Source organism: Acuticoccus sp. I52.16.1 (genome assembly GCF_022865125.1).
In the GTDB taxonomy this organism is placed as follows: Bacteria; Pseudomonadota; Alphaproteobacteria; order Rhizobiales; family Amorphaceae; genus Acuticoccus.
Genome location: NZ_CP094828.1, coordinates 3919818 through 3942179 on the forward strand (window position 1 = coordinate 3919818; position 22362 = coordinate 3942179).

At 70.4% G+C, this 22362-nt stretch carries 20 protein-coding genes and 1 pseudogene; 12 read left to right on the top strand and 9 right to left on the bottom strand.

The features are described 5' to 3' along the window. Positions 1-114 precede the first annotated feature (114 nt). Positions 115-900, bottom strand: coding sequence for an SDR family NAD(P)-dependent oxidoreductase (locus tag MRB58_RS17620; RefSeq protein WP_244778405.1), 786 nt, complete (start codon positions 898-900; stop codon positions 115-117). Positions 901-1091: 191 nt separating this feature from the next. Between MRB58_RS17620 and MRB58_RS17625 the strand changes: the two genes are divergently transcribed. Beyond that, the gene (locus tag MRB58_RS17625; protein ID WP_244778406.1) at positions 1092-1913 is read left to right on the top strand and encodes a thioesterase family protein; all 822 of its coding nucleotides are present in this window, start codon (positions 1092-1094) and stop codon (positions 1911-1913) included. 26 nt (positions 1914-1939) lie between these two features. Here the strand turns inward: MRB58_RS17625 and MRB58_RS17630 are convergent, their stop codons facing one another. Further along, a complete protein-coding gene (locus MRB58_RS17630; protein ID WP_244778407.1) occupies positions 1940-2611 on the bottom strand; it encodes an HAD-IA family hydrolase in 672 nt (223 codons plus the stop codon). Between the two features lie 131 nt (positions 2612-2742). Between MRB58_RS17630 and MRB58_RS17635 the strand changes: the two genes are divergently transcribed. Genes MRB58_RS17635 through MRB58_RS17650 form a run of 4 tightly spaced genes read left to right on the top strand, consistent with a single transcriptional unit; the run spans position 2743 to position 6633 of the window. Beyond that, positions 2743-3264, top strand: coding sequence for a DUF2059 domain-containing protein (locus MRB58_RS17635; protein WP_244778408.1), 522 nt, complete (start codon positions 2743-2745; stop codon positions 3262-3264). Between the two features lie 4 nt (positions 3265-3268). Continuing rightward, positions 3269-4651, top strand: a complete 1383-nt coding sequence (gene gor, locus MRB58_RS17640; RefSeq protein ID WP_244778409.1) for a glutathione-disulfide reductase — start codon at positions 3269-3271, stop codon at positions 4649-4651. Then, a complete protein-coding gene (locus tag MRB58_RS17645) occupies positions 4648-5214 on the top strand; it encodes a gamma-glutamylcyclotransferase family protein (protein ID WP_244778410.1) in 567 nt (188 codons plus the stop codon). Before gor ends, MRB58_RS17645 begins: the two co-directional genes overlap by 4 nt. An 18-nt stretch (positions 5215-5232) precedes the next feature. Beyond that, complete coding sequence (locus MRB58_RS17650; RefSeq protein ID WP_244778411.1) at positions 5233-6633, top strand: class II 3-deoxy-7-phosphoheptulonate synthase; 1401 nt, start codon at positions 5233-5235, stop codon at positions 6631-6633. A 91-nt stretch (positions 6634-6724) separates the two neighbouring features. Here the strand turns inward: MRB58_RS17650 and MRB58_RS17655 are convergent, their stop codons facing one another. Then, the gene (locus MRB58_RS17655; RefSeq protein WP_244778412.1) at positions 6725-7930 is read right to left on the bottom strand and encodes an MFS transporter; all 1206 of its coding nucleotides are present in this window, start codon (positions 7928-7930) and stop codon (positions 6725-6727) included. A 79-nt stretch (positions 7931-8009) separates the two neighbouring features. On the opposite strand from MRB58_RS17655, the gene MRB58_RS17660 reads away from it, so the two are divergent. The 3 genes from MRB58_RS17660 (at position 8010) to MRB58_RS17670 (ending at position 11437) form a co-directional block, all read left to right on the top strand. Continuing rightward, positions 8010-8423, top strand: coding sequence for a helix-turn-helix domain-containing protein (locus MRB58_RS17660; RefSeq protein WP_371747198.1), 414 nt, complete (start codon positions 8010-8012; stop codon positions 8421-8423). 94 nt (positions 8424-8517) lie between these two features. Further along, a complete protein-coding gene (locus tag MRB58_RS17665; protein ID WP_244778414.1) occupies positions 8518-10089 on the top strand; it encodes a nitrilase-related carbon-nitrogen hydrolase in 1572 nt (523 codons plus the stop codon). Then, positions 10082-11437 (top strand): glutamate--tRNA ligase, encoded by a 1356-nt coding sequence (locus tag MRB58_RS17670; RefSeq protein WP_244778415.1) that lies wholly within the window; start codon positions 10082-10084, stop codon positions 11435-11437. The genes MRB58_RS17665 and MRB58_RS17670 overlap by 8 nt, the downstream gene beginning before the upstream one ends. A 64-nt stretch (positions 11438-11501) precedes the next feature. On the opposite strand, the gene MRB58_RS17675 is transcribed toward MRB58_RS17670, so the two are convergent. From MRB58_RS17675 to MRB58_RS17685, 3 genes and pseudogenes are all read right to left on the bottom strand, one after another. Then, on the bottom strand, positions 11502-13016 hold the full coding sequence (locus MRB58_RS17675; protein ID WP_244778416.1) for a DUF2865 domain-containing protein: 1515 nt from the start codon (positions 13014-13016) through the stop codon (positions 11502-11504). A 134-nt stretch (positions 13017-13150) separates the two neighbouring features. Beyond that, a complete protein-coding gene (locus MRB58_RS17680; RefSeq protein ID WP_244778417.1) occupies positions 13151-14662 on the bottom strand; it encodes a UdgX family uracil-DNA binding protein in 1512 nt (503 codons plus the stop codon). A 62-nt stretch (positions 14663-14724) separates the two neighbouring features. Next, positions 14725-15972, bottom strand: a pseudogene (locus MRB58_RS17685) (putative DNA modification/repair radical SAM protein); the annotation flags it as partial. 190 nt (positions 15973-16162) lie between these two features. On the opposite strand from MRB58_RS17685, the gene MRB58_RS17690 reads away from it, so the two are divergent. Genes MRB58_RS17690 through MRB58_RS17700 form a run of 3 tightly spaced genes read left to right on the top strand, consistent with a single transcriptional unit; the run spans position 16163 to position 18094 of the window. After that, on the top strand, positions 16163-17128 hold the full coding sequence (locus MRB58_RS17690; RefSeq protein WP_244778418.1) for a glycine betaine ABC transporter substrate-binding protein: 966 nt from the start codon (positions 16163-16165) through the stop codon (positions 17126-17128). Continuing rightward, positions 17125-17778 (top strand): L,D-transpeptidase family protein, encoded by a 654-nt coding sequence (locus MRB58_RS17695; RefSeq protein WP_371747199.1) that lies wholly within the window; start codon positions 17125-17127, stop codon positions 17776-17778. Before MRB58_RS17690 ends, MRB58_RS17695 begins: the two co-directional genes overlap by 4 nt. A 13-nt stretch (positions 17779-17791) precedes the next feature. Next, on the top strand, positions 17792-18094 hold the full coding sequence (locus MRB58_RS17700; protein ID WP_244778419.1) for a hypothetical protein: 303 nt from the start codon (positions 17792-17794) through the stop codon (positions 18092-18094). Between the two features lie 49 nt (positions 18095-18143). Here the strand turns inward: MRB58_RS17700 and MRB58_RS17705 are convergent, their stop codons facing one another. From MRB58_RS17705 to MRB58_RS17715, 3 genes are all read right to left on the bottom strand, one after another. Further along, on the bottom strand, positions 18144-18866 hold the full coding sequence (locus MRB58_RS17705) for an SDR family oxidoreductase (protein ID WP_244778420.1): 723 nt from the start codon (positions 18864-18866) through the stop codon (positions 18144-18146). Positions 18867-19022: 156 nt separating this feature from the next. Then, a complete protein-coding gene (locus tag MRB58_RS17710; protein WP_244778421.1) occupies positions 19023-19325 on the bottom strand; it encodes a hypothetical protein in 303 nt (100 codons plus the stop codon). Between the two features lie 218 nt (positions 19326-19543). Then, positions 19544-20758 carry a glycosyltransferase gene (locus tag MRB58_RS17715; protein WP_244778422.1) on the bottom strand — a complete coding sequence of 405 codons (1215 nt, stop codon included), beginning with the start codon at positions 20756-20758 and terminating at the stop codon, positions 19544-19546. Between the two features lie 169 nt (positions 20759-20927). On the opposite strand from MRB58_RS17715, the gene MRB58_RS17720 reads away from it, so the two are divergent. Continuing rightward, on the top strand, positions 20928-22325 hold the full coding sequence (locus tag MRB58_RS17720) for a pyruvate dehydrogenase complex dihydrolipoamide acetyltransferase (RefSeq protein WP_244778423.1): 1398 nt from the start codon (positions 20928-20930) through the stop codon (positions 22323-22325). Positions 22326-22362: the final 37 nt, after the last annotated feature.

The window sequence follows — 22362 nt, forward strand, 5'->3', positions numbered from 1 at the left end:
CGAAATCGTGACCCAAGGCCCCGCGATTGTCGAGGCGCCGAACCACCTTTGTCCCGCCCGGAGCCCCCGCCGACGGCATCGGTGCAGGGGCCGATGCAGGGCCCGTGCCGCGGCCTAGCGCGGACCCATGCGGATCGCACCGTCGAGACGGACGTCCTCGCCGTTGAAGTAGCGGTTCTCGATCATCGTCAGCGCCAGGTGGGCGTACTCGGACGGGTCCCCCAGGCGTTGCGGGAAGGGGACCGCGGCCGACAGCGCCATGCGCACCTTCTCCGGTGCCGAGGCCAGGAGCGGCGTGTCGAAGATCCCCGGCAGGATTGTGTTCACCCGGATTCCGGCGGCCGAGAGGTCCCGCGCGATCGGCAAGGTCATGCCCACCACGCCGGCCTTCGAGGCCGCGTAGGCGACCTGTCCGATCTGCCCGTCCTCGGCCGCGACCGAGGCCGTGTTGACGATCACGCCCCGCTCGCCACCGGCCAGCGGGTCGAGCGTGAGCATCCCCTCCGCGCCGATGGCGATGCATCGGAAGGTGCCGACGAGATTGACCGCGACGACCTTGTCGAACCGGTCGGTGGGGAAGCGGGTGGGGTGGCCGCTGTCGCGGTCGATGCTGGCGGTGCGCTGGGCGCCGCTGCCGATCCCCGCGCAGTTCACCAGGATCCGCTCCTGCCCGTGCGCCGCCCGCGCCGCCATGAAGCCGTCGACCGTGCTCTCCTCGTCGGCGACGTCCACCTTGAAGAAGGCGCCGCCGATCTCGCGGGCCAACGCGTCGCCCTTGGGGGCGTTGAGGTCGAACAGCGTCACCTTGACCCCGCGCGCCGCCAGCGCTCGCGCCGTCGCCGCACCGAGGCCCGAGGCGCCGCCGGTGACGATCGCCGCTACCGATCCGTCGATCTCCATGGGTCCCCTCCCGCTCGTCGTCTCGTGGTTGCGTTCATCATAGGGCGCAAGCCAGCCGCCGGCGCCACCCGTCTCGCGCCGGCTTGTCCACCGCCCCGGCTCGACGGACGGCGCCGGGGCCCATAAGCCTGGGAGCGACCCGCCGGCGCAGAAGGCTGCGCCGCGACCCTTTGAAGAGGACACACCGATCGATGGCGCTCGTCGACACGCACGTGGGATATGTTGAAAGCTGGGAGTGCGACACCAACGATCACCTCAACGTCCGCTATTACGCCAAGCGCTACGACGAGGCGCTGGAGATGCTGTGCGCGCTGGCCGGCCAGCCCAGCGCCGTCGCGCGCTGCCGTCACGTCCGGTTCCACCGCGAGCTGCGCTTCGACGCGCTGACTCGCGTGCGCTCGGCTCGCGTGGTGGGCGGCCCGGCCGACGGTCGTGTGGTCCACCTGCTGATCGACGCTTCGACCGACGCCGTGGCCGCCACCGCGCTCGATCTGGTCGACGCTCTGGGCGAGGTGCCGACCGTGGCGGCCGACGAGGTGGCCGCGGCGATGCCCCGCAGCGTCCCCCTCGCGCCGGCCGAGCCCGCCGACGCGGTGCACCGCCTGGAGCGCGGCGCGGCGACGGTCTCCAACGTGCGCGTCGCCGATCCGAGCGCGTTCGACGCGGCGGGGCGGTACCGCACCTACGAGTTCATCAGCGGCTTCAGCGACGGGGGTGCCCATGCCTGGGCCTTCGCCGGCGTCACCGGCGCGTACCTCAACGAGCATCGCCATGGCCGCATCGCCGTCGAGCAGAAGCTGACGATCGTCGCGCCGGTCACGCCGGGCATGGTGCTGCGGCAGATCTCCTGGATCCACGAGGTGGCGCCCAAGTCGGTCGCGATCGTGCACCAGGTCGACGAGGTGCGCACCGGCACCGTCCTCGCCCGCGGCGACGTGCGCGCGATGCTGCTCGACTTCGCCACCCGCCGCTCGGTGCCGATCCCGGACATGGTGCGGGTGCTGGAGGCCTAACCGCGCCAGCGGCCGGCGGCCGGCGGTCAGGCGGCGGGCATCAGCTCCAGGATGGCGGCGCCGACGTCCTCGCCGCGGGCCATCAGCCGGTCCGGGGCGAGGTCCAGCATGGGCACGTCCGAGTAGCCGTAGGCGAGGCCGACGAACGGCACCTGCGCCGCCCGCGCCGTCATCAGGTCGACGCGGCTGTCGCCGACGAACACCGTGCGCGCCAGATCGCCGCCCGCCGCCTCGACCGTCGCCGTCAGGTGGCCGGGATCCGGCTTGGAGACGGCGAAGGTGTCGAACCCGGCGACGAAACGGAAGCGGTCGATCAGCTTCAGCTCGGCGAGGAGCTGCTTGGCGTTGGCCTCGCGCTTGTTGGTGCAGACCGCCAGGCCCACGCCCGCCGCGTCCAGCGTGTCGAGTGCGCCGAGAAGCTCGGGAAAGGGGCGGCTCAGCTTGGCGATGCGCAGCGCGTAGTGCTCCAGGAAGTCGCGGTAGGCGCCCTCGATCTCGTCCGGGGGCAGTGAGGTGCCGGATTCGATCAGCGTCGCCGAGATCATCGCCTTGGCGCCCATCGAGATGTGCGGCATCAGGATCGTGGCGTCGATGGGCGGGACGCCGCGCCATCCCAGCACGACGTTGCAGGTGTCGATGAGGTCGGGCGCGGTGTCCACCAGCGTCCCATCGAGGTCGAACACCGCCAGTCCGTTCACATTGCGCCTCCGCTCTCGGCACGGGATAACCGTTGCCCACGGTGACGCCATTAGCACGCCCGGCTTGCAACTTGCGCCGCGACTTGCTTCAAGCGCCCAGATATCGCCAGTTGACCGTTAGGGGTCCCACGATGCGTGCACTCGCACTCGCTGCAGCTTTCGGACTGTCCCTCGCCATCGCGCCCGCGTTCGCCCAGAACAACGCCGCCTCCGGCGGTACCTCCGCCGACGAGACGTTCACGCCCGAGCAGCTGGCCTTGGCCCAGGACGTGGTCGACTTGACCGAGTCGGCCGCCACGTTCGACGACATCCTGCCCCGGATCGCCAACCAGGTGCAGACCATCTTCACCCGCAACAACCCCAGCATCGCCCGCGAGGTCGAGGAGGTGGTGTTCGCGGTGGCCATCGAGTATGCGCCCCGCCGCGTCGACCTCGCCCGCACGATCCAGGAGGTCTGGGCGCGCCGCTTCACGGTGGCCGAGCTGGAGGAGATGAAGGCCTTCTTCGCCAGCGAGACGGGCAAGAAGTTCGTCGAGCTGACGCCCTCGATCACCGCGCTCAGCGTCGGCGCCGCGCGCCAGTGGGAGCAGCAGCTCTCGCAGCAGATGCTGGAGGAGTCCCGCAAGCGCCTCGTGGCGGCGGGCGCACTCTAAGGCCGTGGCCGAGTTCGACTACGACCTCTTCGTCATCGGCGCCGGGTCCGGCGGCGTCCGCGCCGCGCGGATCGCGGCCGGCTTTGGGGCCAAGGTCGCCGTGGCGGAGGAGCACCGCGTCGGCGGGACCTGTGTCATCCGCGGCTGCGTGCCCAAGAAGCTGATGGTCTACGCCTCGCAGTTCTCCGAGGCGTTCGAGGATGCCGCCGGATACGGCTGGACCGTCCCCGAGGCGACGTTCGACTGGGCCAAGCTGATCGCCGCCAAGGACGCCGAGATCGACCGGCTCAACGCGATCTACATCCGCAACCTGACCGCCTCGGGCGCGGAGCTGTTCCAGAGCCGGGCCGTGGTGGAAGGCCCGCACGAGGTGCGCATCTGCGAGGAGGACCGCACCGTCACGGCGCGCATCATCCTCGTCGCGACCGGCGGCTCGCCCTGGCTCGACATGACCCTCGCCGGGATCGACAACGTCATCACCTCCAACGAGGTCTTCTATCTGAAGGAGATGCCGAAGCGGGTGGTGATCGCCGGCGGCGGCTACATCGCGGTGGAGTTCGCGGGCATCTTCAACGGTCTCGGCGCCGACACCACGCTCGTCTACCGCGGCCCGGAGATCCTGCGCGGGTTCGACGACGAGATCCGCGCCTGCGTCCGCGCCGAGATGGAAAAGCGCGGCGTGAAGTTCGAGTTCGACACGATCTTCTCCAAGCTGGAGAAGGGCGCGGACGGGATCACCGCCACGCTCTCCAACGGCAAGACGCTCGCCGCCGACCAGGTGCTCTTCGCCACCGGCCGCCGCCCGGCCACCGAAGGGCTGGGCCTGGAGACCGCCGGCGTGGAACTCGACGGCGTCGGCGCCGTGAAGGTCAATCACGAGAGCCGCTCGTCGGTCCCCTCGATCTACGCCATCGGCGACGTGACCAACCGCGTCAACCTGACCCCGGTCGCGATCCGCGAGGGGCACGCCTTCGCCGACACGGTGTTCGGCGGCACGCCGCGCCATGTCGACCATACGCTGATCCCGACCGCGGTGTTTTCGCAGCCCGAGATCGGCACCGTGGGGCTGACCGAACAGGAGGCCGTCGAGGCGTTCGACGCGGTCGACGTCTACCGCGCCTCGTTCCGGCCGATGATCGCCACGCTGTCGGGCCGCGACGAGCGGATGCTGATGAAGGTGCTCGTCGACGCGCAGACCGACAAGGTGCTCGGCGTCCACGTCGTCGGCCACGGGGCGGGCGAGATGGCGCAGGTGCTCGGCATCGCCGTCAAGATGGGCGCCACCAAGGCCGACTTCGACGCCACCGTCGCCGTCCACCCCACCGCCGCCGAGGAGCTGGTGACGATGCGCACCCCCTCCGCACAGCTGAGGCGCGAGGCGGCTTGACCTTCTCCGTCTTCGGCTACGGCTCGCTCGTCAATCGTCTGACCCTGCCGCCGCACGTCGCGGCCGAGCCGGTGAGCCTCTCCGGCTGGCGGCGCGCGTGGCGGGCGACCAGCATCGCCCATGCCGGCGGGGTCTGCGCGCTGTCGGTGGTGCCGGGCGAGGATACGATCGAGGGCCTGCTCGTCACCTTCGAGGACGAGGTCCGCCCCGTGATCAACGCGCGTGAGTACCGCTACGATCCGCTCTTGGCCGAAGCGCTGGGCGAGGGGGCGCTGATCTTCCGTGCCAACGCCGAGGCGGACCGGTTCGGCGACGCGGCGAGCCCGGTGCACCTCTCGTACGTCGACGTCGTCGTGCAGGGCTTCCTCACCGAGTTCGGCGAGGCGGGGGTGGAGCGCTTCTTCGCCACCACGGACGGATGGCATGTGCCGATTTTGAACGACCGAGCGGCACCCCGTTACCCGCGTGCCCAACAGTTGACCGAAAACGAGCGTTCGTTGTGCGATCGGATGCTAACAATGGTTGACGTTACGTTCCTGTCGACGGATGAAGCCCAACACTGAACGTGTTGGGTAAGCGCCATGAGAAACGAGACACCGCTTCGCCACAGCGCGCCGGGCTGGAGTCCGTCCAGCTGGCGCGCCAAACCGGCCAAGCAGATTCCCGAGTATCCCGATACCGCGGCGGTCGACGCCGTGGAGAAGCGCCTCGCGTCCTATCCGCCGCTCGTTTTTGCAGGTGAGGCGCGCGCGCTCAAAGCCGAGCTGGCCGAGATTTCCGAGGGTCGTGGTTTCCTGCTCCAGGGCGGGGACTGCGCCGAAGCCTTCGCCGAGCATCACCCGGACGGCATCCGCGACTTCTTCCGCGTCTTCCTGCAGATGGCGGTCGTGCTGACCTACGGGTCGGCGTCCTCCGTCACCAAGGTCGGCCGCATCGCGGGCCAGTTCGCCAAGCCGCGCTCCTCGCCGATGGAGAAGCGCGACGGGATCGAGCTGCCGTCCTACAAGGGCGACATCGTCAACGGCATCGAGTTCACTGAGGAAGCGCGGATCCCCGATCCGCAGCGCATGGAAATGGCGTACCGCCAGTCGGCGGCGACGTTGAACCTCCTGCGCGCGTTCGCCCAGGGCGGCTACGCCAACCTCGACAACGTGCACTCGTGGATGCTCGGCTTCGTCGAGGATTCGCCCCAGGGCCATCGATACCGTGCCTTGGCCGATCGTATCTCCGAGTCGCTCGAGTTCATGCGCGCCTGCGGGGTGTCCGCCGAGTCGACGCCGCAGCTCCAGTCGACCGAGCTCTATACCTCGCACGAGGCGCTGCTGCTGGGCTACGAGCAGGCCTTCACGCGCGTCGACTCGCTGACCGGCGACTACTACTCGACCTCGGGTCACATGATCTGGATCGGTGATCGCACGCGCCAGCCGGACCACGCGCACGTCGAGTATTGCCGCGGCGTCAACAACCCGCTGGGGCTGAAGTGCGGCCCGTCGCTGACGGCCGACGGGCTGATCGAGCTGTTGGATCTCCTCAACCCCGACAACGAGGCAGGGCGGATGACGCTGATCTGCCGCTTCGGCGCGGACAAGGTGCTCGACCACCTGCCGGCGCTGATCCGCGCGGTGAAGCGGGAGGGCAAGAAGGTCGTGTGGTCGTGCGATCCGATGCACGGCAACACGATCTCTGTCGCCGGCTACAAGACGCGCCCGTTCGACCGGGTGCTGAAGGAGGTGCAGTCGTTCTTCGCGGTGCACCGGGCCGAGGGCACGCACGCCGGCGGCATCCACATCGAGATGACCGGCACCAACGTGACCGAGTGCACCGGCGGCGCCCGCGCCGTCACCGAGGACACGCTGTCGGACCGCTACCATACGCACTGTGACCCGCGCCTCAACGCCGAGCAGGCGATCGAGCTGGCGTTCCTGATGGCCGAGAACCTCCAGGCCGAGAAGCGCGACCGCACCGCCAGCAAGGCGGCCTGACCGGGCTCTCCTGCACGACGCGGGGCGACCCGCGGCGAAGGATGATCGAGGGGCGGCCGCCGGGCCGCCCCTTTTTCGTTGCCCCGCGCGGTCAGCTCTCGCGGGCGACGAGGTGGGCTGCGCCGGCCGCCGCGGCACAGACGGCGAAGACGGCGAAGACGACGGCAGTCGCGTCGTAGGTGACGGCGAAGCCGTGCGCGGCGATCATCGGCTCGCTGCCGAAGGGCGACAGGAACCGCCCCAGATACATGCTCATCGTCACGATCCCCGCCGTCATGCCGCGCCGGGCGGCGGGGGCGGCGTCGAGCGCGAGTGTCACGAAGTGGGGCGACACGGTGCCGAAGCCGGCGCCGATGGCCGCCCCCGCCAGGGCCATCGCCGGGCCAGTCGCCGCGCCTGCCAGCGCCGCGAAGCCCGCCCCCATCGCCGCGAAGCCGAGCGCCATGGTCGCCGCGCGGCCGAACCGCATCCGCAGCGGCTGCGCGCCGAGGGCGCCGACTCCGCCCGCCAGCATCAAGGTGCCGAGGACGAGGCCGGTGGTCGCCGCGCCGTCCAGCCCGCGGACCTCGGCGGCGAAGGGGATCTGCGTCGGCATCAGGAAGAAGAGGGCGCCGGTGAGGATCTGCCCGCCCGCCGCCACTGCGACGACGAACGCCCAGCCGCGCCGCCCTTCGCCCGCCGTCCCCGCCGCCGGCCGCCGCCCCGGCACCTCCGCGCCCGCCAGCACGCGCCACATGAACGGCGCGAAGAGGAGCGGCAGGGCGTAGACCGCGAACGGCAGCCGCGCCGACTGCCCCGCCAGCGTGCTCGCCAGCATGATGAAGACGAACCCGCCCCAGTTGATCGCCGCGAACTGGTAGCTGGAGAAGCGCCCGCGCGCCTCCCCGGCGTAGATGTCGCCCAGCAGTGCGGTCTGCGCCGTCATGATGAGCGCCATCGGCAGCCCGAGCAGGAAGCGGCTCGCCAGGATCCCTCCCAGCGTCGGCAGAACGAGACCCGCCGTGCCGACCAGCGCGAAGAGGACCACGCCGAGGACGAGGAGCGGGCGCCGCCCCCAGCGGTCCACCGCCGCGCCGCAGAAGGGCGCCGCCAGCGCCACCGTCAGCGACGGCGCGCTGACGAGGAGGGGCAGCAGGAGCGCGGTGTCGGGCGCATCGGCGAACTCGCCGGCGAGGCCGGGGAGGGCGGGGCTCACCGTGGCGTTGGTCATGATGTTGAGCGTCGCCGCCAGCAGCAGCGCGTGGGCGCGCGGGTCGCGCCAGATGGGGCGTGGGGCGGTGGTGGATGGAGCGTGCATCGGGGCCTCGGACTTGCGGTTTCTCGGATCCGGCGCGAGGCTACGAATTCAAGTCGACTTGAGGTCAAGCATGCCTTTGATGGATATATCTGCCGTCGCGCGGCACTCGGGTCTGCCGGCGTCGACGTTGCGCTACTACGAAGAGAAGGGCCTCATCGTCTCGGTCGGCCGCAGCGGGCTGAAACGGCTCTTCGAGGCGACGGTGCTGGAGCGGCTGTCGCTGATCGCGCTCGGTCGCACGGCCGGCTTCTCGCTGGACGAGATCGGCGCCATGTTCGGGTCCGACGGCCGCCTCGCGATCCAGCCCGCCGACCTGGAGGCCAAGGCCGAGACGCTCGACCGCACGATCCGCAAACTGAGCGCGCTGCGCGACGGACTGCGCCACGCCGCCGTCTGCCCCGCGCCCAGCCACATGGAGTGCCCGACATTTCGCCGCATGATGCGCCTCGCCGGGCATCGCGGGCGACCGGAAGGGCCGCTGCCGCGCCGCTGACGCACTTTGCGGGACCGGCGTGCGGGCGGTGGGTTTCGCGCGCGCCCCGCGGCAGGCTACACAGCGCCCGGCACGAACACACGACAAGGACCCGATGCGCGACACCTTCACCGTCTCGATCCAGCAGCTCAACCCGGTGCTGGGCGATGTCTCGGGCAACCGCGCCGTGGCCGAGGCGGCCTGCCGCGCCGCCGACGCGGACCTCGTGGTGTTCCCGGAACTCTTCCTCAGCGGCGCGCCGCCGCACGACCTCGCCCGCATGCACGGCTTCGCCCGGCGGTGCATGGCCGAGGCGGAGGCGCTCGCCGCCGCGCTCGCCGCCGGGCCGGCCGTCGCCATCGGCACGCCGTGGCTGGAGGAGGGGCGGCTCACCAACGCCTGCGCGGTGTTGCAGGGCGGTGCCGTCGCGGTCGTGCGTCACAAGGTGGAGGTGCAGGACGGCCCGCCGTTCGACGAGGCGCGCGTCTTCGCCTCGGCCGACATGCCGGGCCCGGTGGACATCGACGGCGTGCGCGTGGGGCTGCCGATCGGCGAGGACCTCTTCGGGGCAGACGTGGTGGAGTGCCTCGCCGAGACCGGGGCGGAGATCCTCATCGTGCCCACCGCCTCGCCGTTCACGCCGGTGGAGGCGGACCGGCGGCTCAACGTCGCCGTCGCGCGGGTGGTGGACAGCGAGCTGCCGCTGGTGATCGTCAACGCCGTCGGCGGCCACGACGAGTGGGTGTTCGACGGCGCCTCGTTCGCGTTGGGCGCGGACCGGCGGCTGACGCATCAGCTCCCCGCGTTCGTCCCCGCCTCGGCCCGGCTCGTCTTCCGTCGCGGACCGCGGGGGTGGACGCTGGAGCCGGGGCTGTCCGCGACGATCCCGGACGGGGCGGCCGCGCGCTGGGCCGCGGCCGTGCTCGGCCTTCGCGACGCGGTCCGCAAGGCCGGCGCGGGGCGGATCGTGCTGGAGCTGGCCGGCGGGGTGGACGCCGCCGTCGCCGCGGCGCTCGCGGTCGACGCGTTGGGTGCCGACGCCGTCGACGCGGTGGTGTTCGATCCGCCGCCCGAGGCCGCCGCGGCCGCGCTCGCCACTACGCTCGGCCTGGCGCCGCGGCCCGTCGCGCTGGCGCCGGCGTTGCGCGCGGTGGACGGCCTGGCGCTGGGGCCGGCCGGGGCGGCCGAGCTGCGCGCCGGCATCGCCCGCGGTGTCCTGGGGGCGCTGGCCGAAGATGGCGGCGCGCTGGTGGTGCGGGCCGGCAGCGCGACGGCGATCGCGCTGGGGCAGGGACCGGTGGGCGGCGGGCTGAACCCCATCGGCGACCTCGACCGGACCGACGTCAAGGCGCTGGCGCACTGGCGCGACGTCCACCGCCCGGACGGGGCCCTCGGCCCTGCGGGGCCGCTCTTCCCGCCGCCGCTGCTCGCCGCGCCCATCGGTCTCGGCGCCGACGCGCCGGAGGACGTGGTGCTCGACGCGATCCTCGGCGCGCTCCTGGAGCGAGACGCCGACGTGGACGAGCTGGTCGCGGAAGGTTACGAGGCTGACACCGTGCGGCGGTTGGCGCGCCGGGTGACCGATGGCGAGGCCATGCGGCGCCGGGCGACGCCACGGCTGCGGCTGGCGCCTCGGCCGGCCGGAGATCGCCGCTACCCGATCACCAACCGGTATCGTGATGCCTGAAATCGTCCGCTTCGCTCCGTCGCCCACCGGCGAGATCCACATCGGCAACGCCCGCACGGCGCTGTACAACTACGCCGTCGCGCGACAGACCGGCGGCACCTTCATCCTGCGGTTCGACGATACCGACGTGGAGCGCTCCGAGGCGCGGTTCGCGGAGGCGATCGCGGCCGATCTCGCCTGGCTCGGCATCCGCCCGGCGACGCTGGTGCGCCAGTCCGACCGCCTGGCGCTGTACGACGACGCCGCGGACCGATTGCGCGCCGCCGGCCTCCTCTACCCGTGCTACGAGACGCCGGACGAGCTGGAGCGCAAGCGTGCCCTCCAACGCGCACGCGGCCATCCGCCCAAGTACGACCGCGCCGCGCTCGCCCTCGCCGACGCGGACCGGGTCGCGCTGGAGGCGCAGGGGCGCCATCCGCACTGGCGCTTCCGTCTGCCGGACGGCGCGCGCACCTGGGACGACCGCTGCCGCGGCGAGCAACGCGTCAACCTCGACGCCATCTCCGATCCGGTGCTGGTGCGCGCCGACGGCAGCTACCTCTATACCCTGACCTCGGTGGTGGACGACGTCGACATGGGCGTCACGCTGATCGTGCGGGGCGAGGATCACATCACCAATACCGGCGTACAGATCGCCCTGTTCGAGGCGCTGGGGGCGGCTGCGCCCGCCTTCGCGCACCACAACCTCCTCACCCGCAGCGACGGCGAGCCGCTCTCCAAGCGCGACAACCCGCTCTCGCTGACGCGGCTGCGCGGGGACGAGGTGGAGCCGATGGCGGTCGCCTCGCTGGCGGTGCTGACGGGGACCTCGCAGCCGGTGGAGCCGGTGGCCGACCTCGGCGCGCTGTGCGCGCGGGCCGATCTCGCCGCCGTCTCGCGCGGGCCGGCGACGTTCGATCCGGCGGACGTCACCCGCCTCAACGCCGCGCTCCTGCACGAGATGCCTTACGAGGCGGTCGCAGGATGGCTGGCGGAGACCTACGGGGTGAGCGATCCGGCGGTGTGGACGACGCTGCGCGGGAACCTCGCCCGGCGGACCGACATCGCGCCGTGGGTGGCGATCCTGCGCGACGGCCCGGCCGCCGTGCCGCCGGCGGAGGGGGATCGCCCGGTGCTCGCCGCCGCGCGCCAGGCGCTGCCGCCCGAGCCGTGGGATGAGAGCACCTTCAAAGGGTGGACCGCGGCGGTGAAGGCCGCTACCGGGGCCAAGGGCAAGGGCCTCTTCATGCCGCTGCGGCTGGCACTGACGGGCGAGGCACAGGGCCCGGAACTCGCCGCCTTCCTCCTCCTCCTCGGCCGCGAGGAGACCTCCCGCCGCCTCGACGCCGCGCTCTCCCGCGCGCCCTGACCCGAGCCGCCGCGCCACCCGGCCGCGCGAAAGCCGCGAGCGAGCAGTTGCCTGAAGCGGCGGATCAGCCGCCGCGCGGTCCTTCGAGGGGGCCGCGGGCCTCTTGCTGTGCGTCCGTGGTGGCGCCGGCGGGGGCATCGCCCGTCGCCGGATGCGCCTGCGGGCCGGGGGCGTCACCCTCGGTGGCGGGCGGCGCGGCGAGCGAGGCCGGAGCGAGGGTGCCGGAGGCCGCCGGCGTCAGCGTCGCCGCCTCGGCGTCGGCCGCGGCCGGCGTGACGGGCGAGGCCGCCGAGGGGGCGGTCGACGATGCGACCGGCGTCGTCGCGCGCGGGGCCGCCGAGCGCGGGGTCGTCGTGCCGAGGGGGATCACGGTGACGGCGGTCGTCGCGATCATGCCGGTGGTCTTGGGGCGGGCTTGGGCGACGGCCGGCTCGCTGACGTACTTGGAGAAGAACTGCGGGCCGACGTCGCGATACCGGTGGTCGCCTTCCATCGCCATCGTCGGGTTGGAGGCGACGCGGCGCGGCGCGTCGGGCAGGGTCAGCCCGGTGAGACGGGTTGGCGCCTCGGACGTGCGGTCGGTCTTGAGGGGCGGCAGCGGCTTGCCCGTCTCGTCGTAGACGGCTTTGAACGGCGTCCACTCGACGATCTCCGGCGCCGGCGCGTCGGAGGCCGTCTGCTCGTCCGCCTTCAGCGAGGCGACCACGGAGTCGACCACCTTCTCGTCCGGCGAGCCGGTGGACATCGGCTGGCAGCCGCAGCCGGAAACGGAGCGCTTGCGGTAGGCGAACGCGGTCGGCAGCGTCACATAGCGCTCGCCGGTCATGGTCGAGCGCATGCTCTCCACCGGCGAATCGCTGCCGTGCGCGTAGAGCGAAACGTCCGCCCCCGGACAGCGGCCGATGCACATGGCGAGCTCGTCGTAGAAATTGTCCGAATGGGAGCGGCTGTTGATGGGGAAGTAGAAGCCGTCGCACAGACGCACGCACACGGTGCGATAGTTGCCGACACGCATCTGCCCCTTCACGTGCCCGCTGGAGCGCGTCGCGGCGGAGACGTACGTCTCGCCACCGCCGGAGGCGGCGCGGTTGGGCCGCGCGGAGTTCAGGTCCAGCCGCTCGACGCCGTTGGCCGGGGCGGTGCTGACGACCCGCACCTCCTCCCGGCTGCGCGAGTTGCCGAACAGGCTGGAGAAGATGCCGCGGTTGCGCTTGCCCTCGGTGTGGACGCCGGTGACGACGCGCCCGCCGATCATCATGGTGCTTTCACGCGGGGCGGGCTCGCGGCGGGTGGCGACGCGGCTCGGCGCACACGCCTGCTGCACCTGCCGCTGCAACGCGGCGACCTGCCGGCCGCTGCCCGCGCGGGCCATGCGCGCCTCGATCCCCGCGCAGGCGCGATTGCGCCCGTAGCGGGTGGAGGCGTCGCACCGATAGGCCTTGTACTGCGAGCGCAGGCTGGCCATGTCGCCACCACCGCTCTGCGCTGCCGCCAGCTGCTTGCGCAGGGAATTGCACGACTGAGCCGCCGCCTCGCCGACGAATAGCACAGCTATGAGGGCAGCAATCAGAAGGCGCATGGAACTTCCCCAATCGGTTTTCGGCCAAACGCTAACTGCAGGTAAATAAGCAAGCGGCGTCAAACCCACAACGAACCGACGATACGTCCGTTGCATAGGCTTAATGAATTAGGGCTGAGCGAGCGTGGGTTCGTCTACCTTTCCGGTGGATATGCCATCCCGAGCTCACGGACTCGTGACAGATCGGCAACGAATTGTTCGAACTCCGATCGCTTCGCGTCGGGGTCCGGGAGACGCAGCAGATAAGACGGATGAATGGTGATCAATCCATGGTCGCCGTTGGCCCAGGCGAGGGCCCGGCCACGCTCGCGGCCGATGCTGACCGCGCGCCCCATGAGCGCCTGCGCCGCCGTCGCGCCCAGCGCCACCGTCAGCCGCGGCCGCACCAGGTCCCGCTCCGCCTCCAGCCAAACGCCGCATGCATGGACCTGCGACAGCGTCGGCTTCTGGTGGATGCGCCGCTTGCCGCGTGGCGTGAATCTGAAGTGCTTCACCGCATTGGTGATGAACGTCTGCGCCCGGTCGATGCCGGCGGCGGCGAGCGCCTCGTCGAAGAGCCGGCCCGCGGGGCCGACGAAGGGGCGCCCGGCGAGGTCTTCCTGGTCGCCGGGCTGCTCGCCCACGAACATGATCGGCGCGCCGGGCCGCCCTTCGCCGACCACCACCTGGGTCGCCGGGCCGTAGAGCGGACAGCGGGTGCAGTGCGTGGCGGCACGGGCGAGGTCGGCGAGGGTGGCGATGTCGGCCGCGGCGGCGGCGCCGGCGTCGTCCTGCGCGCGCCGTTCGCGGGCGACGCGGGTGGAGCGGGCCGGGGTGCGTGTCGGCGCGGCGACCATGGCCTCGGTGCGCCGGCCGGCCGCCTGGATCAGCGGCGTGATCAGCGCCGCCTCGGGCATGTTCTTCCAGTAGCGCTTGGGCATCTCGGACTGCATCGCCTTCACCTTCAGCCGCGCCGGGTTGAAGATCGCGCCGAAATAAGTGCGCCACAGCTCCTCGTTGACGTCGCCGCCCGGCGCCACGTCGCGCGCGGCGCCCGGACCCGTCGCCAGGATCTCGCCGTCCCAGTGGGCCGAGCGGTCCGGCGTGAGGATCGACCAGCGCATCTCCGGGAAACGGCGCATGAAGAACGGCGCGGTGCGGTCCAGCGTGTGGTGCTCTGGCTCGAACCAGGCGACGAAGCGGGCGATGCCGTCGGCGTCATGCGTCTCGCGGAAGCGCACGAAGGCCTTCATCTTGTGCGAGCAGCGGGCGACGTTCTTGGCCATCGTGCGCGCCTTGGCGACGTCCGGGTCGCTGGCGATCTCCAGAAGCTTCGGCTCGGCGGCGAACCGCTCCAGCAGGCGGTGCGCCAGGACGAACCGCTCCGGCGCGCGGTGGCACACGAGGGCCTCGGCCAGCGCCGGGAAGTCGCGGGGGGCGCGCGGGGCGTCGACCGGGGCGGGCTCCGGCAGCTCGTCGACGTGGCGGTCGGCACCGAAGAGGCTGCGCGGCACCTCGCCGACCACCCAGTCCACATCGCGTGCCGGCACGCAGCCGGCGGTCAGCTTGCGGGCGGCGGCGCGGAAGGTCGCGAAATCCGCCGGGTGGTCGAGCGTGACCGTCCAGCGCGGGGTCCGCTCCGCGCGGGCGAGGGCGGCGGCGGTCACGGCGCGGCCTCCGCGGCTCCGGCGGCGGCGGTGGTGGCGGCGGCGGAGCTGGCGGTGGCGAATAGGTCGAGCTGGCGGGCCGGCGGCAGGAAGCGCTGGCGCAGGTTCGCCGTGTCGATCAGCCGGCCGGGATGCCAACCTTCCAGCGCGACGAAGGGCTTGGCCTTGCGGGCCGTCGGCGTCAGCCGGGCGAGGTCCTCCAGGCGCATGCGTCGATGGCGCCGCGTGCGCACGATGGCGTCCACCGCCTTCACCCCGAGGCCCGGCACGCGCAGGAGCTGCTCGCGCGGCGCTCGGTTGACGTCCACCGGGAAGTCCGCCCGGTTCGCCAGTGCGAAGGCGAGCTTGGGGTCGATGTCGAGGTCGAGCATTCCGCCGTCGGTGGCGCGCTCCAGGTCGTCGAGCTCGTAGCCGTAGAAGCGGGTGAGCCAGTCGGCCTGGTAGAGGCGGTGCTCACGCACCAGGGGTGGTGCTGCGGGCGGCAGCGCGGAGGATGCGTCCGGAACCGGCGAGAAGGCGCTGTAGTAGACCCGTCGCAGATCGTACGAGGTATAGAGATTGCGGCTCGTGGTGAGGATCGTGAGATCGCTCGCCCCGTCCGCGCCGACGATCATCTGGGTCGACTGCCCGGCCGGCGCGAAGCGTGGTGCGCGGCGGCGGCTCTGGCGCGTGGTGTCGCGCGCGGCGTCGATCCCGGTGCGCAGCGCCGCCATCGACGATTTGATCGTGCGTCCGCTCTTCTCCGGCGCCAGGGCGGCGAGCCCGCGCTCGGTCGGCAGCTCGATGTTGATCGACAGCCGGTCCGCCCACCGTCCCGCCTCGGCGATCAGCGCTGGCGAGGCGTCGGGGATGGTCTTGAGGTGGATGTAGCCCTGGAAGCCGTGCGCCACGCGCAAGGTGCGGGCGACGCGCACGACCTCCTCCATCGTATGGTCGGCCGAACGGACGATCCCGGAGGAGAGGAACAGCCCCTCGATGTAGTTGCGCCGGTAGAAGGCGAGGGTGAGGTCGACCACCTCGTCCGGCGTGAAGGCCTCCCGCTCCACCCGGCTCGACACGCGGTTGATGCAATAGGCGCAGTCGTAGATGCAGGCGTTCGTCAGCAGCAGCTTCAACAGCGAGATGCAGCGGCCGTCCGGCGCGTAGGCGTGGCAGATGCCCGAACCTTCGGTAGAGCCGATCCCGCCCGAGGTGCGCGCATTGCGCTTCGTGGTGCCCGACGAGGCGCAGGAGGCATCGTATTTCGCCGCGTCGGCGAGGATGGCGAGCTTCTCTTGCAACGAGCGGATTCGGCCGGAATAGGGCGGCATGGCGGCCTCAGTTCATTCTTTGTTCCATTTAGGTGTGAAACTGACGGTTCGTAAACTGCGACGTAACGTCTGTTGAAGAATGGTCACACTAATCGCCGCGTTTCTCGCTATTGTCGTCGCGGTTGGACAACCATGCATGGTCATCGCGCGCCGTCATCGGCCGGGTAGTCAGGCGAACGGGGGAGGTACCATGGGGCGGTTGAGAACATGGGTGGGGGCGCTGACGCTCGCCGTCCCGGTGGTGGCCGGGGCGGGGCCGGCGGCGGCGCAGTCGACCGTGGTGATCGGCATGCCCGACTGGCCGACCGCGAAGGTGACGGCCAACATCATCGCGCGCGTGGCCGAGAAGACCTACGGCATGACGCCGATGCTGCGCCCGATCGGTACCGTGCAGCTGTTCGACGCGATCGACCGCGGCGAGGTCGACATCCACCCCGAGATCTGGATGCCGAACGAGACGGTCGATATCCGGAAGTACACCGACGAGCTGGGCACGCTGACCCTGGCGCCGGCCCGCGTGGAGGCGACGCAGCACATCTGCACCACGCCCGCGACGGTCGAGGCGACGGGGATCCGGCGGGTGGCCGACCTCGCCGACCCCGCGATGGCCGCCCAATTCGACACCGACGGCGACGGCCGCGGCGAGATGTGGATCGGCGACTTCTACTGGTCGGCGACGCGGATCGAGCGGCTGCGGGCCAAGAGCTACGGCTACGACCAGTCGATGATGCTGCTGACCATGCCCGAGGACATGGCGATGGCCTCCGTCGACGCGGCGGTGGCCCTGGGCACGCCCATCGTCTTCTATTGCTATGCGCCGCACCACCTCTTCGCGCTGCACGACATCGTGCAGCTGGAGGAGCCGGCGCACGACCCGTCGACCTGGCACGTCCTGTCGCCGTCCGAGGATCCGGCGTGGCTGGAGAATTCCACCGCGGCGAGCGCGTGGATGGCCTCGCACTATCATATCGGCTACGCGAGCGACCTCGCCGACTACCACCCCGACCTCGTCGCCTTCCTCGACAAGATGGCGCTGACGGACGAGGACGCCGAGGCGATGAGCTACGCCATCGACGTGGAGGCGCGCACGCCGGAGGACGTGGCGGACGAGTGGATCGCCCAGAACGAAGACAAGATCGCGGAGTGGACCCAATGAGTGCGATGTTCGCCAGGATTGTCGCGGCGGCGCTCGGCATCGCGCTGGCGGTGGGTACGGCCCACGCGACCGAGGTGTTCGACCCCAACACCCGCACGTGGGTGCCCTACGACCCCTCGCACGCGCTGCGCTACTACAAGCAGCACGGCCAGGTGCCGGCGGACTTCCGCCGCCAGGTCGTGACCTTCCGCACGGCCGAGAAGCCCGGCACCATCGTGATCGACGGCAACCGGCACTTCCTCTACCTCGTGCTGGGCGACTTCAAGGCGATCCGCTACGGCATCGGCGTCGGGCGCGAGGGGTTCGGCTGGGCCGGCATCGTCAACGTCGGCCGCAAGCAGGAGTGGCCGACGTGGACGCCGCCGGCGGAGATGGTGGCGCGCGACCCGAAGGCGGCCAAATATGCCGGTGGCATGCCCGGCGGGCCGGACAATCCGCTCGGCGCCCGCGCGCTCTATCTCTTCGAAGGCAACCGCGACACGATCTACCGCATCCACGGCACCAACGAGCCGTGGTCGATCGGGCTCGACATCTCGTCAGGCTGCATCCGCATGAACAACGAGGACGTGATCGATCTCTACAGCCGGGTAGAGAAAGGCGCGAAGGTGATCGTGTTGATGCAGGGCGCAGCGCTCTACCGCGGCGTTTAAGGGAATTATGCGAATGCTGAAGCTTGGAATGGTGATTGCGGGCTGCGCGCTCGGCTTGTGCGCCTGCCAGTCATCCTCGTCGACCAACGCGCCGTCCACGAGCACCACGGTGCGCGAGACCGTCGTCACCGCGCCGGCCGACCTGCAGCTCCTGTGCGCTTCAGAGGCGCAGACGCGTCTGGGCGCGTCGGGTGACGTCCTGCCGATCTCGTCGGCGCAGACGACGGCGGGGCGCTACTCGGTGGTGCTGAGCGTCGGCAACGGGCAGGCGACCTGCGTCGTCACCGACCAGGGCGTGATCGAAAGCATCGCCTGATCGGGATGAGGGCGGGGCCTGCCGGAGGCAAGCCCCGCGCTCCGCCGCGTCAGCCGCGGCCGACGAACGGCATCTTCGTGGCCATGATGGTCAGGAACTGCGCGTTGGCGTCGAGGTCGAGGCCGGCCATGTAGAGGAGCGTGTCGGCGACGACCTGCACGTCCATCAGCGGCTCCGGCGCGATCTCGCCGTTCGCCTGCGGCACGCCGTGGGCCATGCGCGAGGCCATGTCGGTCTGCGCATTGCCGATATCGATCTGACTGCAGGCGATGTCGTGCTTGCGGCCGTCGAGGCTGATGGTCTTGGTCAGGCCGGTGATGGCGTGCTTGGAGGCGGTGTAGGCGATGGAGCCGGGCCGCGGCGCATGGGCCGAGATCGAGCCGTTGTTGATGATCCGCCCGCCCTTGGGGGACTGCTCGCGCATGAGCCGATAGGCCCCGCGCGCGACGAGGAAGCAGGCGTCGAGGTTGGTGCCCACGACACGGCGCCACTCGGCGAACTCGATGTCGCCGACATCGGTGCCGGGCATATTGGCGCCGGCGTTGTTGAACACGACGTCGATCCGGCCGAGTTCGTCCTTGATGCGTGCGAACATGGCGTCGACCGACGCCTCGTCGGTGGCATCGCAGCGGATCGGCACGATGGTGCCTTCGGCCTCGGCGGCGACGGCTTTCAGCTTCTCTTCGGTGCGGGCCGCGGCCACGACCTTGGCGCCGTGCTTGGCGAGGGTCAGCGCGCACGCCTTGCCAATCCCCTGACTGGCCCCTGTCACCAAGACGACTTTTCCCTCAACGCCCACAGCGTCCTCCTAAGTTTATTTAGGATTTGGCGTAGGGCCTTCGCATCGGCGATGCAACGGGCGAAACGGTCCGGCGTCAGGTGCGACGGTGCGGACCGGCCCGCTCATCGGGCCGGCGTGTGAGGCGGTTCAGGCCGGCTCGCCGGTGGGCACCGGGGGAAGGACGGTCCAGGCTTCGCCCGCGGCGACGACACAGGACTTGCCGTTGGGCATGGAGAGGATGGCGGTCCAGGTGCCGTCGGCGGAGGCGTAGAGTTCGAGGACGCGGCGGTCGTTCTGGAGGCCGAACGAGCGTTGATGTTCGTTGAACTTCCGTGAGAGGATCTTGATCATCTCACCGCGTTCTTTGCAGACGGTCTTGGCGTCGGCTGTATCGACCGGAGCGAAGAAAGCCAGGGCAGCAAGAGGGGCAAAAAGAGCAAGTTTGCGCATCAGGAATCTCCTTCTGTCGCTGGCGACCGTCCGTCGAAGACTTGGCCGCCTACGGCGTGTTTGCTGTCATCAGTCCGTTACATCTTCATCTTAAGAGTTGCGCAGTCTGCGAGGATAAAGTGCGGTCCGCGTGAACCGACCGCCACCTGCCTCTTGGTATAATGCGCTCCGCCGACGGGATATTCGTCAGCGGCAGCCCCCCATTCGAGATCTCAACGTCACACTTTGGGCCGTTCACCCTTCGCCACCGCCTGCATCAGCCCCCATTGCTTGGGAAGGATGACGGGCAGTGCATAGCGTTCGACGATCGTGCGGCGTGCGGCTTTCTCCAGGCTTGCCCGGTCCACCTCCTTGCGCAGGACGCGTTCCAGAGTATCGGCCAAGCGGTCGGCATCGAAGAAGGGCGTCAGCAGGCCATTGCGCTTGTCATCAACAACTTCGTGCAGCGGCTGTGTATCCGAACCGACGACGAGCGCCCCGGTCGACATCGCTTCCAGCAGCGACCACGACAATACGAAGGGCACGGTCAAATAGACGTGCGCTTTCGTGATTCTAAACATCGACCGCAAGGTCTTCAGCGGCACCAGGCCGAGGAAGTGGACGCGCTCGAGGTCGAGGTCGAGCGTCTCCATCGCGTGTTCGCGGTGGGTCTTGCCGTCCTTGCGCGTCTTGCCGTAGGCGGTGCGGTCGGTGCCGGCGATCAGGACGTGGAGGTCGGGGCGGCGCTGTTGCAGTTTCGCCACGGCCTGCATGAACTGCGGGAACCCGCGATAGGGCTCCATCCCGCGCGCGACGTAGGTGATCACCTCGTCCTGCGCGGTGAAGGTGCGGTCGCCCACGGTCACCTGATCGGGGCCGGGCTTGAAGAACTCGCAGTCCACGCCCTCGTGCAGGACGGACATATTGTGCGTCAGGTGCTTGGGGAACTGGCTGTGCTGCCAGCGCGTCGGCGAGGAGCCCCAGTCCATGGTCGCGAGGTCCAGAAGGATGGGGATATTCTTGAAATGCGCCCGCGCCGCGGCGTCGTGATTGAGCGGCTCGAGAAAGTCCGCGTCGCTGCCGCGGGCGTTGTAGTACCACTCGAACAGGCTGAGCTGCTTCGTCTTGGGCCACAGCTCCTTGACGAGGAGCGAGGGCCCCCAGCCGGAATGGGCGCAGACGAGATCCGGCTCCCACCCCTGGTTCTTCAACGGATAGAGCGCCTTGAAGGCCGCTTGTGCGGTCAGCACGGCGCGCTCGGCGGTGACGAGCGTGGGGTGAATGCCCTTGGCGACCTCCCGGTGAAGCTCGTAGGGGACCTTCTTGATCCCCATGTCCTGCTGGTTGCTGGCGAGCGTTCCCGCCAGCATTTCCACGCCTGCGACGGATTTCAGGTGATTGGCGATCCGCCGGTACTGGCCGGGGAAATTGTTGTGTAGGAATAGGATGCGCATATTGGCCTCGCGGTCGTTGGCCGGGCCATACACTGAAACCTTGGCGCGTCACTAGGCATTTGCGATGTTAGAGCGCCTTGCAATCACGCGCTGGTTGCCCAACAGTCCGGCCGACGCGCGGACGGGAGGCGTTCCGAGCGCGTGCGAGCGACAACACTGAGGACGCGCCATGCCTACCCCGATCTTGATGCCGGCTTTGTCGCCTACGATGGAGGCGGGAACGCTCGCGAAATGGCTCGTCAAGGAAGGCGACACCGTCTCCTCCGGCGACGTGATCGCTGAGATCGAGACCGACAAAGCCACCATGGAAGTCGAGGCGGTCGACGAAGGGACCGTCGGCAAGATCGTCGTCGCCGAGGGCACGGCGGACGTGCCGGTGAACGACACGATCGCCATCCTCCTCGCCGAGGGCGAGAGCGCGGACGACATCGCCGCCGCCCCGAGCGAGGCGAAGGCCCCCGCGGCGCAGAAGCCCGAAGCCAAGGATCAGGCCGCGGCCGAGACCTCCACCGGCGGCGCCGCCGATGCGACGCGCAACGGCACCGGCAGCGGCAACGGCAGCGGCGCCTCCACCGCCGGTGCGGCGCCCAAGGGCGGCGACGGCGGTCGCGTCTTCGCCTCGCCGCTGGCCCGCCGCCTCGCCAAGGAAGGCGGGATCGACCTCGCCGCCGTCTCCGGCACCGGGCCGCACGGACGCATCGTCAAGGCCGACGTCGAGCAGGCGAAGACCACCGGCACCGCCCCGGCGAAGGCGCCCGAGGCGGCCAAGGCTCCGGCTTCCGCGCCGGCCGCCAAGGCGCCGCCCCCCACCGGTGCGCCCGCCGGCATGTCCGACGATCAGATCAAGGCGATGTTCGCGGAGGGGGCCTACAAGGAGATCCCGCACGACGGCATGCGCAAGACGATCGCGCGCCGCCTGACCGAATCGAAGCAGACCATCCCGCACTTCTACCTGACGCGGGACGTCGAACTCGACGCGCTGCTGAAGCTGCGCGGCGATCTCAACGCCGCCGCCCCCAAGGACGGCGACGGCAAGCCCGCCTACAAGCTCTCGGTGAACGACTTCGTCATCAAGGCGATGGCGCTGGCGCTGCGCGACGTGCCGATGGCGAACGCCACCTACACCTCCGCCTCGCGTCTGATCCACACCGGCGTCGACGTCGGTGTGGCGGTGGCGATCCCGGACGGGCTCATCACCCCGGTCGTGCGCAAGGCCGATTCGAAGACGCTGTCGGTGATCTCCAACGAGATGAAGGACCTCGCCAAGCGCGCGCGCGACAAGAAGTTGCAGCCGGCCGAGTATCAGGGCGGGTCTACTGCCGTCTCCAACCTCGGCATGTTCGGCATCAAGGACTTCGCCGCGGTGATCAACCCGCCGCACGGCTCGATCCTGGCCGTCGGCGCCGGCGAGCAGCGGGCGGTGGTGAAGGACGGCGCGCTGGCGATCGCCACGGTGATGACGGTGACGCTCTCGGTCGACCACCGCGCGGTCGACGGGGCGCTCGGTGCCGAGGTGTTGCAGGCCTTCGCCCGCTACGTCGAGAGCCCGATGGCGCTGCTGGTCTGACCGGCGGCCCGCCCCGCATCGGGCGAGAGGCGATGGA